Genomic DNA, 14,759 nt, shown 5'->3' on the forward strand with positions numbered 1-14,759 from the left:
TCCTCCCCGAGTCGTGGGCCCAGCAGCAGGCTCAGCAGCGATAGGCTTGTCGGTGTGCCGTCCATCACGCGGCCACCGTGCCATGCTCCTCGGTGGCCGACACCCTGGGCTGGACCGGATGCTTACCCTGCGCCAGCCGCTTCACACTTCCCGCCCCGTATTTGCCGGGAGCATCCTGCACGTCGCGCACCACACAGCCGATGCGGTACTGCGCGTCCGCATCCTGGGTATCGCTCTGGGTCACCAGCTCGCGCAGCTGCTCGTACACCTCGCGCAGCTCCGGGCTCATCTCGCCCACGGACTTCGCCTTCTTGCTTACCTTGGAGTTCTCCTGGGGGGAGTTCTTCCTCGATTCGGACATGACTGACCGTCCCCGCCCCACCTTGAGGTAGGGCGACGCAATGCGACGCAGGAGCGCCACTACGGGCGCCACGCGTCGAGTTCACGCCGCCGCAGGCACGAAGCGCTCGCGGACGGCTACATGCGCTCAGGCTATGAGCGCGGTCATTGGCATTGGCGTGTGCGGCCAGTTCGCACGGACGGCTCGCCGAACTTCTGGCGAACAAGAGGTTGCAGTCACCGCGTCACTCTCAGCAAAGTGGACGGTGGCTGCGCTGGCAACGGCATTTGCGTACTGCACGTACTACGACGGCTGTACTTCTCGGCGCCCTGCACGTGTCCAGGGCGAGGATGAGGTAACGCAGCTCCCCCCCGGGTGCAAGTGCGGCGGGCGTGTGGGGCTGGATGAGCGCCCTGACGACTTCCGCCTCGATACGTCCACGCCCGAAGAGGCGAGAGCAGCATGGGTATAAGAGCGAACGGGCTGGCGTCGGCGCTCTACCGAGGTGCTCTGACGCATTCAGGGCTCAACGGTCTGGCGACTGTGCCGCTGCGGCAACGTGAGCACCTAGCCCATCGACCAACCCTCAGGCAACGGCACCTCCGGCTCGCCCTTCGCTCTTCCATCCTCACCAAAGGAGGTTTCTATGCAAGCCCAGTTCCAGCAGCTGCGCGACGAGCTGCGCGCACGTTTCCCCGAGCGCCAGGAAGTCATCGACGGAACCCTCGCTGCCCTCCTCATCCGAGAACACGTCCTCATTCTCGGCCCACCAGGCACCGCGAAGTCCGCCCTCGTCCGGGCCATGGCACATGCCTTCGGTGGCAACTACTTTGAGCGGGTCCTCACGCGGCACACCGTGGCGGAGGAGTTGCTTGGCCCGCTGTGTCCCCAGGCTCTTGAAGAAGGGCGCTACGCCCATGTCCCCGTGGGGATGCTGCCCGAGGCTCACTTCGTCCTCGTCGGCAACGTCTTCGCGGCCAACGGCCCCGTGATCAACCTGCTCCTCCGACTCCTCGATGAGCGTGTCGTCCTCGCCGACGCGCCCGTCCCCCTAATCAGCCTCTTCGGCACCACGACCGAGCTGCCCGAGGACAACGCGCAGGAGTCCCTCCTCGACCGATTCCTGCTGCGCTTCGAGGTGGACTACCTCCAGCGGCCCAGCAGCTTCCGGGACGTCCTCACCGCACCCGGGCCCGTCGACACCACCGTCCTGGGCATGGAGGCACTGCGTGCCATGCATGCGGACATCACCAACGTGAAGGTGACGGCGGACACCCTGGAGGCCATCGTCGCGCTACGAGATGCGTTGAAGTTCGAGGGCATGGTCGCCTCCGACCGGCGCTGGAAGAGGTCGCTGCGCCTGCTCCAAGCCGTCGCCTTCCTCGCGGGCGAGGTGCAGACGTCTCCCGAGGATCTCGCGGTTCTGGTGAACGTCGTCTGGCGCCATCCACGCGAGAGGCCCCGCCTGTCTCGCCTCGTGACCAAGCTGATCAACCCGGCGGTCTTCCAGGCCAACGAGGTACTGGAGGACGCACGCCAAGCGGCTGCCCAGGCGCAAGCCCTCAGGACTCAACACCGGCGGGCTTACGTCGCCCAGGCGGCGCGGGTGCTGCTGATGCTGCGAGCTCAGGTGGAGATGCTGGTGCAACTTTCCGAGTCCGCCAGCCGCCGCGCTCGACTCGTCATCGACGATGCCGTCACCGAGTTGAACGAGCTGCACGCGGAGCTGACCCGCGACGTTCACGCCAACCAGGGCCTCAAGCTGTTGAAGTGAGCGTCCTTCACCTTCACGTCCGGCGCGCCCGTCTCCACGGGTATGCCGGGCTCATTCGCTCTCGTCCTCCATCCAGAGAGGGCGAGGGCCACGGCAATCCTCGGGCTGTCACGTCCTCCCGCCCGTAATCACACGTTGAAGCCTTGTCGGCCGACACGGCGGGAGGAGAACCCCATGGTGTGGATAAGCCTGAAGCGGGCCCTGTCATCGCGAATGGTCCGCCGCCTCATCGCCGCAGTGCTGGTGGTTCTCGTCGAGGAGCTGACCAGCGGCGCTGACCGGTACGGGCGACGAAGCCCGTACAGCAGCGACTCCTACGGCGGTGGCACGGAAAATCCCGGGTGGTAGCCCAAGGAGAGGAAGGCGCCGGTCCTTCAGACGGCGCCCTCCGTTTTTCTCACGCAGTCCCATTCCCCTTACATCGAAGGAGGTCCATGCATGGCTGAGCCATCATTACCTGGAGCTACGTCCGCGGAGAGTCCTACCGACGAGGCCGAGCAGCTCGTCAGCTTGGCGGCAGAGCTGTGTCGTCTCGGCGACGCGGTGAACGCCGCTGTCCTTCTCATCGAGGCGCTCACGCAGAAGTCGCTCCCTGCCCCGAAGGCCGCCGAACAGGTCCACGCCGCGGTCGGCGCTGTACTCGAACTGGTCCAGGCCCGCTTGGACCAGGTACGCCGTGTGGTGTCCGGAGTGGAAGATCCGGCAACCATCCTCTCGCCAACCAACAAGACTGGCGAGCCACAACCAGGGGACGACCCCGACGTGCGGCTGCGGCCGTGGACCGCGGAGCGGCGCACCGCGTACCGCGCTCAGCAGAAGGTGGCGACCGATCGGAACGAGGAGCGCGAGAAGCCTACTCCCGCCCGAGGATCGTGATGCAATAGCGTGCCCCGACAGCAGACAGGCAGCTCGCCCGCCGTCCCCCAGGGGCCACTCACTCCAGCACCGAGCGCGAGCTGCTTTTTTGGATTCGAGGCGTTCTGGATGCGGGTCGATGGTGAAGCGCCGCTGCGCATGACGACGTCGAAGCTGGCCCTCTTCCAGCCGGGCGCCATGCGTCGGCACTTAGAATTCGCTGAAGTCAAGGTCAACGATCGGTCGGCGCCACGAAAGCCCACGCTTCTTCAGGAACTCATCCACCATGAAGTGAAAGTACTCCGAGGTTCCCGGGAAGAACAGCCGCCAGTGGCCGCTGTCTCCGTGTTGATCGGGCTCCCGGTAATCGACGAAGCGGTGCGCCTGAAGAATGCGAAGCTCTCCGTCCAAGTCCGGATAACGCAATATGCGCTTGAGCCGGTCTGTATTTACGCGGAAGCGGTCGTCTCCAAAGTGCCTCTGCTCGTCGTCGTCGCGCCTCTCAATGAGGACGGCGAAGAACTCCCGGGTTATGCGAGGCAGCTTGGCCAGTTCCGCAGCGAGCGCGCGGAAATCCTTCTCCACGGCCTCTCTCGTGAGGCCCGTTTGCACCACCTGCTCCGAAGCGGCGTAGCGCGCGAAGTCGGACAGCTTCGGTTGTGGGATCTTCTCGATATAGTCGTAGATTGTCGTCGGGTATTTGCCTTCCTCGTCGGGCACCTCGAGATCGATCTTCACGCTCGCGGTCTCTTTGCGCACATGGTCGTAGAGCGACTGGAGCCGGTCGATCGGCAGGTCCATGGCGAGTTTGCAGAGATCGTCAACGTCTAGAACGTTACCCTCCGTGAAGCCGGTCCGCAGCTTCTGATCATCGTCCAGGGAATAGGTCGATTGCTTCTTGCCTACGACAAGCACCCTGATGCTCGTGTAGTCGCGCAACTGATCGTCGGTAATCTTGGTCAAGGTCTCGTTTACCTTCGCAGATGTCTTCTGCGAGGTGATCTGGAACGCCCAGCCCTTGACCACATCGGCGAGGTCGAGCCCGGGGAAGTTGCTCCGCTCTTGGTTCATGTTCTCGAGGTTGATGTCGAGAAGGAGGTTCAGTGCAGTCTTGAAAAAATTCTCGACGAAGAGGTTCAGGTCGGTCAGACCAAGCTTCGTCCGCGTGTCGACTTGGTGAGCGATGTCGCTGAGCCCATCGACGATCTCGCCTATGAAGTACCCTCGGGTGATCATTTATTTCCTTTCGCGCGGTTTGACCGAACGGTCAGCTCTAAGCACCTGGACATAGGTACTGTCCACCCCCACCGGCGAAGCCGCTGAGGCACAACGTGGACAGAAACCATGTCCGGGGGCTTAGAGCAGATCCGGCCCCGCGGCCCGGGCATCCCGAAGTACTGTGGGACGCCCGGAAGCGGGTCACTCTGGACTAGCGCTCGACCTTCGGCGCCCGGGCGCGTAGCACCTCTGCCACATCGACGATGGGCACCCGAGGCCCAAGGACCTTGCGCAGGCGTTTGAGGACTGCACGCGTGTCCGTCCCCGCCTGATACGCAGCGTATATAGCGATGAGGCCCTCAGGCCACCGCACGGACGCCAAGTCCTCGACATGGGTGCCGCTGGTGAGCCCGATGATACCCACGGACGGGGTGGAGCTGCCGGCGGGTGCGCCCCAGATCGCGCAGAAACCAAGGAAGTTGATCATGTGGCTTGCGATGACAATGGCCGTGAGCGTCTCGACCTTCCGGCCCTGAAGCACGGCCAACGCCGCCTCATCTGCCAGCAGGAGGCCGTCCGTCCGCCAGGGCCGCGGCCACTTCACCGTCGACCTGCTGATCGGCTTGCCCGTCTTCACGCCTACGGCCTCGGCACTGGCCATCGCGCACACCGCACCGAGCGTCCCGTCTGGCTCGTAGCCGCGCACGGCCAGCCGATAAATGTCGGCCAGCCGCGGGGAGCCCCACCAGGTGCAGGGCTTCTCCTCGTACGACGGCAGCCAGCGGGCCACCCCCGTTGCCGCGAGCCTGCCCACGTCGAGCCGTGCTGCGGGGAAGACCGTCTTGAAGAGGTACTCGGTGGAGGGGTCGGTGGCCAACGAGGGCGCGTCGAGCGGCTTCGCCGCATCCCAAAGCGCCTGGACATCCGCGCGAGGCGGCCGCTGGTTGAAGTCCGTTCGGGAGAAGGTCATCTGCGTCAGACTTGAGGGGCGCGCCAGTTCGCGCTCCTGGTCTTCAGCCGTACGCCGCATCCGAGGCGGCCATTGGCCCGCGTCGAGCGCGGCTTCCTCGTCGGCCGTGAGCTCGCGCAGATCCTCGATTTTCACGACGCCGTGCGGGCCCTTGCCGTCGATGAACTTGAGTGTGGCCCGGTACGGCGAGCCCACGTAGTCGTGCCGCAGCTTGCGCACGATGCCCACGCGCCCACGGTGTTTGGTGCTCTGCGGGTTAAGGGGCTCCACCACGCACTTCATCCCGACGCGTACCGTCCGGGTGACGAGCACCCGGCCACGCCACATCTGGAGGGTGTAGCTCTGGGTGGGGTCACTGGTGAAGTAATCGGCCTTCTCGTCGAAGAACCTCAAGTCCCGCTTCGCGGGCTCAGACACCAAGGGCTGAACGTTTTCTGGTGCTTCGGGCGCCGGCAGCACGGCATGAGCGCCGTGCTCCTGGGCGCCCTCGGCGCTCGCTTCGAGCTGCCGCAAGGCTTCGCGATACGGCACACCGAGCTTCGCGGCACGCTCACGAACGATCTGCTTCCACTTCTTGTTCTGGGTCACGGATCCATCCTCGACGCGACAAGGCACGACGGACCCCTGCTCCCGTGCCTTGGCGAAGGACGGAGCTTCACAGCAAGCCCGAGGAATCGAATCCCCTTTGCCCTCCCAAATGGTGGCCAGGCAGGGGCTGACCAACGAGGGTTCCGCGGCAGGCAAACGCGGTATCGCGGAAGATGCCGCAGCAGCCGTGGCTCGTCAACAACAGGTCCGAAGGGAGGTTCGCGGCCTTCGCCTGCGTTCAAACGCCGTGGGCACAGGCCCCCCTCGGCCTGGGTGGTGGGCCTGGGGTACATCGGGTCGAGGCGAGGTTCCCTTGACAGAATGTGAGTTCGGGATGAATTTCCAGGAGTTGGAGCGGGCTGAGCGAATCGCCTGTCCGCATCCATATCGAGGGCCCGCCAAGGCGGACTGCGGCGCTCCGGCGGCACGGCCGGGACCGCGAACTCACCAGCACGAGGAAGGCCACCGGGCCGACCTCGGCACATGGCAGCAGTGGACGAAACAAAGGGAGCCACGCTCCGGCAGTAAGGCCGGGCGGCACTTTGAACCGATAGCTGACCTCGCGGCGCAACGCCGCACCTGACAGGTCAGCGCTTCGCAGTGAAGGCGCCGGCGTGCCCCGGCGCATCGGTGAAGTTTTGTCTCAGCAGAACAACGAAACGGGAACCCCTGCCCCCCTCCCGGAAGTGCTCACCGTAGAGGAGGCTGCGGCCTTCCTGCGGGTGAACCGGAAGACCTTCTACGAAGCCGTCCGCCTGGGCAGCGTCCCGGGTGTCATCCGCCTGGGTAGGGTCATCCGCATCAGCAAGGCTGCCCTGATAAGTTGGATCCAGGGTAACGGCGGTCCTGCGCTCGGAGAGAAGCGATGAGCGTCAGGCTGCGGAAGTGGAAGACGAAGGAGGGCAAGGTGCAGGCGGCGTGGTGGGTCGATGTGATGTTCCAGCACCCGGACGGGCGCGTGGATCGCGTGCGCAAGGCGTCCCCGGTGAATACCCGCCGGGGTGCCGAGCAATACGAGCGGGAGCTGCGTCAGGCCCTCCTGGGCGGCTCCTACAACCAAAGGGAGGCCGAACCGGAGATGCCCACCGTGAGGAGCTTCACGGAGCGATTCCTCACGTACAGCTCCAACAACAACAAGGCCAGCACCCTGGCCGCCAAGAGGCAGTTGCTCGACAGCCACCTGCTGCCGACCTTCGGGCACCTGCGGCTCGACCGCGTCGGACCGGCGGACATCGAGACGTTCAAGTCCCAGAAGCGCAAGGAGGGACTCGCCTCCAAGACGATCAACAACGCGCTCACGGTGCTGCGCACCCTGTTCGCGGTCGCCGCCGAGCAGGAGGTGCTCCCCCACGTGCCGCGCGTGAAGCTGCTGAAGGTGGAGAGGCCGGAGTTCGACTTCCTCACCTTTGAGGAGGCGGAGCGCCTGGTGGCCGCCGCGCCCCCGGAATGGCGGACGATGATTCAGGTGGCGCTCCACACGGGCCTGCGGCGCGGCGAGCTCATCGCCCTCCAGTGGGACGCGGTGGACCTCGTCGCCGGTCGCCTGCTGGTGAAGCGGAACGTCTGGCGCGGCCACTTCGGTACGCCCAAGGGAGGCCGCTCGCGCGAGGTGCCGCTCAACGCGGTGGCCCTCCAGGCCATCAAGGCGCACCGGCACCTCCGCGGGGCCTTCGTCTTCTGCGATGCCACAGGCGCCTACCTCAAGAACGACACCTGCCGGAACGCCATCCTCCGGGCCAGCAAGCGGGCGGGCCTGCGTCCCATCGGCTGGCACACGCTACGGCACAGCTTCGCCAGCCATCTCGTGGCGCGCGGCGTGCCGCTCAAGGCCGTCCAGGAACTGCTCGGGCACGCCACCATCGAGATGACGATGCGCTACGCCCACCTCAGTCCGGACGTGAAGAAGGACGCCGTGCGCGCGCTCGAGGGGCACACTGACGGCACATGGCGCGGGACGGGAGAGAATCCTCAGTAAATTCAACCACTTAGGAATGCACGAGCCGGGGATCGAACCCGGACGGCCCCTTCGGGCCTGCGGATTTTAAGTCCGCTGCGTCTGCCAGTTTCGCCACTCGTGCAGGCGGCAGGGACACCATCTCTCAACGGCTGAACGACTGCAACGCACATGGGCATCCCGTCCACGCCACCGCTGTTATATAGCGACCGCCATGCTTGAAACCGTCGCCAAGGGCTTCCGCGCCGCCAAGAACCGCCTTGCGGGCAAGAGTGAAATCACCCCCGAGATGGTGGATGAGTCGCTCCGCGACATCCGCGTCTCCCTGTTGGAGGCCGACGTCGCCTTCGATGTGGTGAAGAAGTTCGTCGCGCGCGTGCGCGAGAAGGCCGTCGGAGAGGTCGTGCAGACGACCATCACGGACAAGGCCGGCCGCAAGCACCGCGTCAGCGCGGGCGACCACTTCGTCAAGATCTGCCACGACGAGCTCGAGGCCCTGATGGGTCCGGTGGATACGAGCCTGCAGCTCAAGCCCAAGGACCAGGTCAGCGGCATCATGATGGTGGGTCTGCAGGGCTCGGGTAAGACGACGACCACGGGCAAGCTCGCCAGCAAGCTGCTCAAGGAGGGTCGCAAGCCTCTGCTGGTGGCTGCGGACATCTACCGGCCGGCGGCCGTGGACCAGCTCAAGGTGCTGGGCGAGCGGCTGAAGGTGCCTGTGTACTTCGAGCCCAACGTGCCGCCACCGGAGCTGGCGAAGCGCGGGTACGCCGCGGCGCGCGAGCAGAAGTGCGACGTGGTGCTCATCGACACCGCGGGCCGCCTGGCCATCGACGAAGCGTTGATGACCGAGCTGGAGGCCATCAAGGGCAACGTCCGGCCGGACAACATCCTGCTGGTGTGCGACGCGATGATTGGCCAGGACGCGGTGCGCACGGCGGCCGAGTTCGATCGGCGCCTGAGCCTGGATGGCTTCATCCTCACCAAGCTGGACGGTGACGCACGTGGTGGCGCGGCACTGTCGATCAAGGAGGTGACGGGCAAGCCCATCAAGTTCCTGGGCATGGGCGAGTCGATGGACAAGCTCGAGGAGTTCCGTCCGGACGGACTCGCGAGCCGGATCCTGGGCTTTGGCGACATCGTGGGCCTGATGAAGGACTTCGAGGGGGTCGTCGACGAGAAGAAGGCCGCGGAGGACGCGCAGAAGCTCCTGTCGGGCAACTTCACGATGAAGGACTTCGTCGAGCAGATCCGCATGGTGCGGCGGATGGGCCCGCTGAAGGATCTGCTGGAGAAGTTCCCGCTCTTCGGCGAGCTGACGGAGCAGCTGAACCCGGACGAGAAGGAGCTGACGAAGATCGAGGCGATGTACGACTCGATGACGGAGCAGGAGCGCCTGCGTCCGAACCTCATCACCGACAGCCGGGTGAAGCGCATCTCGAAGGGCAGCGGCCGCAAGCCCGAGGAGGTGCGCGAGCTGCTGCAGAAGTTCGGGATGATGCAGCAGGTGATGGGGACGATCGGCCAGAACCCGGGCCTGCTGGGACGAATCCCCGGCTTCCGGCAGATGGGTCAGCTGGCGCAGATGAAGAACATGGACATGTCGAGCATCTTCGGAAAGGACCCGAAGATGATGGAGAAGGCGATGGCCGGCATGGGCATGGGCGGAATGCCGATGCAGCTGCCGCAGATCGCCCCCGGCTACACGCCGCCGATGGGCCAGGCGGCCATGGCGAAGGCGCGCATGATGGGCTACGCCCCGCCCTCGGCTGCGGGCGCCAAGTCCGAGAACAAGGACGCCATCAAGGAGCGCCGCAAGCGCGAGAAGGAAAACAAGAAGAAGAACCGGAAGAAGAAGTAGCCGCCGCTCCTAAAGAGGAGCGCAGGGTACGCGCCGCTCGGGAAGCCCACGGAGGGCCTCCTGGAGCGGCGCTGCTGTTTCCGGAGCCTATCCAGGGCCGTGGACGGTGCGTCTCGGGTTCTGGACGAGGCTCTGGGGCCCGATTCCCGCTGCGGACCCGATTGAGGCATTCTCCGCGAGTTGTTTCGAGGACTTACGTGAGTAAGCCCTCCGGAACTCAGCCGCAGGAGCCTGGAATGAGCCCTGCACAGCGGAGCAGCATGCAAACCCTCAAACGATTCATCCCCCTGGTCTTCATCGGACTGGTTTCCGCATGCATCAACGTGCCGGAGATCGAGCCCACTCCTGATTCGGGAACGTCGACAACGCAACCGGACGCGGGAGACGCGGGTTCAGTGGACACACCCGACTCAGGTACACAACCGAGCGGGCTCACCGTCAAGCTCACCGCCCCTACTGGGACCATCTACACCAGCGGTTCCGTGTTCATCTCCGTGGATGTAGGAGGAGGAACGCCTGAGAGCGTGCAGATCTTCAAAGATGAGGTGGAGATCGCAACGCTTTCCCCTCCCTATACGTACACCTGGAACACCGCAACCGAAAGCGAAGGCAGTTACAAAATCACGGCTCGCGCAACCAGATCGGGCCGCACGTTCTCAAGTGAGTCCGTGACCGTTATCGTCGACCGAGCCAATCTGCGTGTCTCCACACGCTCACCAGTACCCGGCTCGACCAATGTGGACTACAGCACGCCCATTCAAGTGGTCTTCACCAAGGCCGTGAAAGCGACAACCGTCAATGATGCCACCGTGGGACTCGCCACCTCTGGAGTGCTGACTGAAAAGACGCTCTCGCTCTCGAGCGACGGCAAGACGCTGACCATTACACCCAAGGAAAAGCCATCTCTACCCGCGACTTTCTCAGTCAGCCTGAGTAGCGGCATTACCGACTTGGCCGGAAATACGCTCATAGTGCCTAGCACACCATGGAGCTTCGAACTTCCCAATTGGTACGCATTTGGCGGACCGTTGAATGCGGTAGGAGGGAGCACCCTCCTGAAGGACACTGCCATGGTCCTCGACAGTCAGAACAATCCAGTGGTCGCCTGGAGTGAGGAACTCTCGGCTGGCGGCAGGACATCCATCTTCGTCTACCGTTGGGACGGCAAAGCCTTTACGCCGCTGGGCTCCCCTCTCAATGGCACGCCGTCTGGGTCCGCATACAAACCCGCCTTGGCGCTCGATGGTAGCGGAAACCCTGTCGTTGCATGGCAGGAGTCGGACAGCTTTAACGAGAACATCTATATCAAACACTGGACGGGGACTACTTGGCAATCCGTGGGCACAGGAGGGCTATCTGCCGTGAATGACACTCGCCCCACCCCCACTCCGACACCTGCGCGGAACCCTTCGATCGCAGTACGCGGCAATGAAATCTACGTCGCCTGGGATGAACTAAATATCGATGAGTACTCCGTCATCTATGTCAAGAAGTCAGTCGATGGAGGCCCATTCACTGGCGTAGGCAACAGCGAAGGCTCGATCAGCGCCGTACACAGGTTCACCAGCGGTTCCAAGCCCTCTCTTGTATTGGATGATAGCGGGCAACCCATCGTGGCCTTCCAAGAGGAGTCCTTGGAACAGTATTCTCCCACCAACATCTACGTCATGCGCCTTCCCAAAGGTGGCTCTTGGGTCTACGCCGTACCTCCTTTCCACGGTGACGACACAACTGGCTACGTATCTGGCGGACTCAGCGCATCCACTGGAGCAACCTTTGCCAAGGATTGCTCATTGAGCATTGACGCTCAGAATAATTTGTATCTGGCTTGGTCGGAAGAGAGCAATACCGGCTCACCGGACGTTCACGTCTATCGTTCCAGTGGTCCGCAGACCTGGGAGCGAGTTGGAAGTGCTTTAAGTTCATTCGGAGGCATCACCTATGCCGGACAACCGCGAATTCAATCAACTTCCGCTGGCAAGCTTTTCCTCACTTGGCATGAGTTCGACGGGACGGCCGAAACAGGGTATACACACCTGTTCGCCAGTTACTGGGACAATCAGTCTTGGAAGACATTGACCACCAGGAACGGCATCAATGAGGGGCAAAAGAGTAGCGTAAGACCCATGCTTGCAATCGACTCATCCGGAAGGCCTGTGGTCGCCTGGTATGAGAGTCGTAACATCGGCGATGACTTCGCTGGAGACTACGTCTACGTACGCCGGTACAACAATTAGAGTAGCCTCACCCAAAGCAGCGCAATAACACTTCAGCCTTGCCGCTTTGGAACTACAAGCCCTCGAGAGAGGCGGCGCAGCACGCGCCGCTTCTGCCGACGCTTATAGAGCTTGTGAGCGTTCTCCCCTTCCTCATTTTGGCGAGCAATCTCCTCGTCCATGATCTGGAACTCCACGAGCGTGAAGACCGTCCGGTTCTTACGCTCGCGTGTGTCCTGCTCCGGTGGCGGCAGATACGCATCCATCCGCAGGGGAACATCCACGACAAAGTTCAGTGCCCGGTAGGAACTCCCGGAGAAGAGGTTTCGAGACTGTTCTTCTCGTGACTCGTAATCAAGGTCCAGATGAAGTTGCTGCGCGTACTGCTGCAGGTGCGGATTCTCCTCGAGCACAGACTTGAACGAGATGAGGGTGTTCTCCGTCTGCCCAGGGACAACGAAATTGAAAGGGAACAGGTGCTGGGTCAGGAAATACACGACTGGAAGGATGTCAGCACGCGTCTTCGTAATGATGCGGAAGCGGGTCCGATCGTAGATCTGCGCGGCCACGGTCTCCTTCTTGGCCATCAGCTTGGTGATGAGTGACTCACGCGTCTTGATGGAGTGAGCGAACTCGATGACAGGAAGTCCTTTGTCGCGGAGTAATTGCGCCACCCGCAGCACATTGGCGGTCACCAGTTCAGACAAGTCCGCCTCGGAGACGGCCAACCTGTGAAGCAGATCTCGCCCCTCGATGTGCTGGATGACGTGCATCACCTTGAGCACAATGCAGGCAATGCGCCGATGCCTGGGCTGCCCCTTTGCACCCGATGCATAGAGGAACAGGTCGTGGATCTCTTCCGGGTTCGCCACGGCATCCGCGACGCGATAATCGAAGGTGCGCCGAAGGTACTCGACCGCATCGGCGAGCACCGTACGCGCCCACGCCTCATCGTGAGGCTGACTGGTGTCGACCTGGCAGAGCCTGAGGAAACGGTCGACCTCATCCCTGGCCTGGAAATGCATCCGCCGCCAGTCGATGACCGAGCTACCCCGGAGGATGAGCCGGATACGTTCTAATTCGCGGAGGCCCATGTCCGCCACGGTGCAAACGGGGATGTCGGGCAACTGTGGGATAGTGGGCTCGGCCTTCACGTCTGGGCTTCTAACCGAGCCTGTACACGGAGGGAAGAGGCTCTGCGAAAACAGAGGGCCCTCGCCCACTTGGCGAGGGCCCTCTTATGAGATCGCTACGCAATCAAGTTACTTAGCGACAACCTGATGGCCGTCGTTGTACTGGGTCTGGCTACGGAGCTTACCGTCCTCGGAGAACTCCTGGACGAGGCCGTTACGCTTGCCCTTCACGTACTGCTCCACCACGCGCGGCTTGCCGTTGGAGAAGTACTGCACGCGCTTGCCGTGATAGTTGGCGCCCGAGAACTCGATCTCCTCCGTCTTCACACCGTTCTCATCATAAAACGTCCACATTCCGGACTGAGCGCCATCGACGTGCTGTCCCACGGCCTTCTTCTGCCCGTTGGCATGGAAGCTCATGTACGGCCCATGAGCAATAGGCATCCCGGTGTCGGTAACGTTCTTGACGCAGAAGACACCTCGATCCGTCATCGTGCTCCGACCACCAAACTGCTTGGTGCCTGCCGGGCAGGACAGTTTGACCTCGCCGCTCACGTCAGCAGCCCATGTCAGAGACGCGCAAAGCGAGAGAGAAAGGACCAGCACGCGGGACGAAGCCTTCTTGAACATGGATCTTCCTTTCGAAGCCGAGCGGCATTTCCTTGTGCCGCACTCAATATGACGAGCAAAAGGCTCTAAAATTCACGGCCCCAAACGCACACACAAAGCACTTTTGCTCATTCTTACAATAAACAAAGGCCCTGCCCCACAACGAGGGCAGGGCCTACCGGAGGTCACACACCTCCAATCATGGTGCTACTTCGTAAAGGTGGCGCAATAGCCGTTGCCACCCGTGAAGTAGAAGCCAAGAACGATTTGATCGAAGTTCTTATCAGTGCAGAGATTGACAGAAAGGGAAGCACTCTTGCCATCCGCAGACCGCTGGTACTCATTGCTGAGGGGAACTCCGGGCAACTCCCCGCCATCCGTCTTCACGTAGAAGAAGCCATTGAGCCCTTCCTTGCTCGTCGGCAGCGTGCCGGTCTTCGTATAGAAGGAGACCCGAGCCTTGACGATCTGAGCAGTCGTGTCAGAGCCACATTGCGTTCCGAAAATCAGCTTCTGTACGTTGTAGATGATGTTGCCCGTGCCAGTCGCGGGGGAGAAGTTTTTGACCGCAGTGTTGTTTGCGAAGTTCGGGCAGGTCGGAGCAGGAACCGCAGTACACGTGCTGGAGGCGCAGTACTGGCCGTAAGTGCAGGAGCTCTGGGCTTCGCCCTGGCAGGAAGAACCCGTGGTCGGCGTCTTGCACACACCCGACTCGCAGACCTGGCCCGAGGAGCAGTCCGCGTTCGTGGTGCAACCGGACGCGGTCCCAGTGGGCACGCAAACCTTGTAGGCGTCAGAGCACTCAAGGTCCGCCGTCTCGCGGCCGGTGTTGCACAGCGCATCCGTGCTGCACTTGCAGATCTTCGGGGAGCTCGCGCTCGAGGTGTCCAGCGCCTCGCAGGTCTTGGCCGTGTCGGGGCAGTCGGCGCCAGCCGTACACGTCTGAACGCAGACCCTCGCGTTCGGGTGACAGATCTCGGACTCCAAGCAGTCCGTGTCCGCAGTGCACGTCAGGGTCTCCTCGCCCCCGCCGCAACCCGTCAGCATCATGCCCACCGCGCCCAGCACCGTGAGCATCAACGACATCTTACGAAGCTGCATTCTCGACTTCCTCCTGAATGGATACGTCGCTCGGACGAGGGCCTCCGGCCTCACTCCAGCCCCCCTCCGTCCCGCAGCGCGCGGCTTTAGTCCCGGCGCTCAAGACGTGTCAACCAATGTCGACACGCGCTAACGACGCA

13 protein-coding genes and 1 tRNA gene are annotated in these 14,759 nt (G+C 62.9%); 7 read left to right on the forward strand and 7 right to left on the reverse strand.

Annotated features, from left to right (window positions below):
• Positions 1-64: 64 nt before the first annotated feature.
• A complete protein-coding gene (locus tag NR810_RS31465; RefSeq protein WP_257458107.1) occupies positions 65-361 on the reverse strand; it encodes a hypothetical protein in 297 nt (98 codons plus the stop codon).
• 625 nt (positions 362-986) lie between these two features.
• On the opposite strand from NR810_RS31465, the gene NR810_RS31470 reads away from it, so the two are divergent.
• From NR810_RS31470 to NR810_RS31480, 3 genes are all read left to right on the forward strand, one after another.
• The gene (locus tag NR810_RS31470; protein ID WP_257458109.1) at positions 987-2,114 is read left to right on the forward strand and encodes an AAA family ATPase; all 1,128 of its coding nucleotides are present in this window, start codon (positions 987-989) and stop codon (positions 2,112-2,114) included.
• Between the two features lie 174 nt (positions 2,115-2,288).
• Entirely contained in the window at positions 2,289-2,462 is a 174-nt protein-coding gene (locus tag NR810_RS31475; RefSeq protein ID WP_257458110.1) for a hypothetical protein, read from the forward strand.
• A 90-nt stretch (positions 2,463-2,552) separates the two neighbouring features.
• The gene (locus NR810_RS31480) at positions 2,553-2,990 is read left to right on the forward strand and encodes a hypothetical protein (RefSeq protein WP_257458112.1); all 438 of its coding nucleotides are present in this window, start codon (positions 2,553-2,555) and stop codon (positions 2,988-2,990) included.
• A 189-nt stretch (positions 2,991-3,179) separates the two neighbouring features.
• On the opposite strand, the gene NR810_RS31485 is transcribed toward NR810_RS31480, so the two are convergent.
• Both NR810_RS31485 and NR810_RS31490 read right to left on the reverse strand, forming a co-directional pair.
• Positions 3,180-4,205, reverse strand: a complete 1,026-nt coding sequence (locus NR810_RS31485; RefSeq protein WP_257458113.1) for an SMEK domain-containing protein — start codon at positions 4,203-4,205, stop codon at positions 3,180-3,182.
• A gap of 193 nt (positions 4,206-4,398) precedes the next feature.
• The gene (locus NR810_RS31490) at positions 4,399-5,745 is read right to left on the reverse strand and encodes a hypothetical protein (RefSeq protein ID WP_257458114.1); all 1,347 of its coding nucleotides are present in this window, start codon (positions 5,743-5,745) and stop codon (positions 4,399-4,401) included.
• Positions 5,746-6,431: 686 nt separating this feature from the next.
• Here NR810_RS31490 and NR810_RS31495 point away from each other — a divergent pair.
• A complete protein-coding gene (locus tag NR810_RS31495) occupies positions 6,432-6,614 on the forward strand; it encodes a helix-turn-helix domain-containing protein (RefSeq protein WP_326522526.1) in 183 nt (60 codons plus the stop codon).
• A complete protein-coding gene (locus NR810_RS31500) occupies positions 6,611-7,720 on the forward strand; it encodes a tyrosine-type recombinase/integrase (RefSeq protein ID WP_257458115.1) in 1,110 nt (369 codons plus the stop codon). The genes NR810_RS31495 and NR810_RS31500 overlap by 4 nt, the downstream gene beginning before the upstream one ends.
• A 17-nt stretch (positions 7,721-7,737) precedes the next feature.
• Here NR810_RS31500 and NR810_RS31505 read toward each other — a convergent pair.
• Positions 7,738-7,823, reverse strand: a tRNA-Leu gene (locus NR810_RS31505).
• A gap of 90 nt (positions 7,824-7,913) precedes the next feature.
• Between NR810_RS31505 and ffh the strand changes: the two genes are divergently transcribed.
• Positions 7,914-9,560 carry a signal recognition particle protein gene (ffh, locus tag NR810_RS31510; RefSeq protein WP_204227298.1) on the forward strand — a complete coding sequence of 549 codons (1,647 nt, stop codon included), beginning with the start codon at positions 7,914-7,916 and terminating at the stop codon, positions 9,558-9,560.
• Positions 9,561-9,796: 236 nt separating this feature from the next.
• Complete coding sequence (locus tag NR810_RS31515) at positions 9,797-11,797, forward strand: Ig-like domain-containing protein (protein ID WP_257458116.1); 2,001 nt, start codon at positions 9,797-9,799, stop codon at positions 11,795-11,797.
• A gap of 32 nt (positions 11,798-11,829) precedes the next feature.
• On the opposite strand, the gene NR810_RS31520 is transcribed toward NR810_RS31515, so the two are convergent.
• From NR810_RS31520 to NR810_RS31530, 3 genes are all read right to left on the reverse strand, one after another.
• On the reverse strand, positions 11,830-12,999 hold the full coding sequence (locus NR810_RS31520; RefSeq protein WP_407653856.1) for a TIGR04552 family protein: 1,170 nt from the start codon (positions 12,997-12,999) through the stop codon (positions 11,830-11,832).
• 39 nt (positions 13,000-13,038) lie between these two features.
• Entirely contained in the window at positions 13,039-13,539 is a 501-nt protein-coding gene (locus tag NR810_RS31525; protein ID WP_257458119.1) for a toxin-antitoxin system YwqK family antitoxin, read from the reverse strand.
• Between the two features lie 186 nt (positions 13,540-13,725).
• Positions 13,726-14,619, reverse strand: a complete 894-nt coding sequence (locus NR810_RS31530) for a hypothetical protein (RefSeq protein WP_257458120.1) — start codon at positions 14,617-14,619, stop codon at positions 13,726-13,728.
• Between the last annotated feature and the right edge of the window lie 140 nt (positions 14,620-14,759).

The organism is Archangium lipolyticum, from assembly GCF_024623785.1.
GTDB classification, from domain to species: Bacteria; Myxococcota; Myxococcia; order Myxococcales; family Myxococcaceae; genus Archangium; species Archangium lipolyticum.

Coding starts and splice junctions, on each gene's coding strand:
- NR810_RS31465 (WP_257458107.1), bottom strand. CDS start 361: ATGTCCGAATCGAGGAAGAACTCCCCCCAGGAGAACTCCAAGGTAAGC.
- NR810_RS31470 (WP_257458109.1), top strand. CDS start 987: ATGCAAGCCCAGTTCCAGCAGCTGCGCGACGAGCTGCGCGCACGTTTC.
- NR810_RS31475 (WP_257458110.1), top strand. CDS start 2,289: ATGGTGTGGATAAGCCTGAAGCGGGCCCTGTCATCGCGAATGGTCCGC.
- NR810_RS31480 (WP_257458112.1), top strand. CDS start 2,553: ATGGCTGAGCCATCATTACCTGGAGCTACGTCCGCGGAGAGTCCTACC.
- NR810_RS31485 (WP_257458113.1), bottom strand. CDS start 4,205: ATGATCACCCGAGGGTACTTCATAGGCGAGATCGTCGATGGGCTCAGC.
- NR810_RS31500 (WP_257458115.1), top strand. CDS start 6,611: ATGAGCGTCAGGCTGCGGAAGTGGAAGACGAAGGAGGGCAAGGTGCAG.
- ffh (WP_204227298.1), top strand. CDS start 7,914: ATGCTTGAAACCGTCGCCAAGGGCTTCCGCGCCGCCAAGAACCGCCTT.
- NR810_RS31515 (WP_257458116.1), top strand. CDS start 9,797: ATGAGCCCTGCACAGCGGAGCAGCATGCAAACCCTCAAACGATTCATC.
- NR810_RS31525 (WP_257458119.1), bottom strand. CDS start 13,539: ATGTTCAAGAAGGCTTCGTCCCGCGTGCTGGTCCTTTCTCTCTCGCTT.
- NR810_RS31530 (WP_257458120.1), bottom strand. CDS start 14,619: ATGCAGCTTCGTAAGATGTCGTTGATGCTCACGGTGCTGGGCGCGGTG.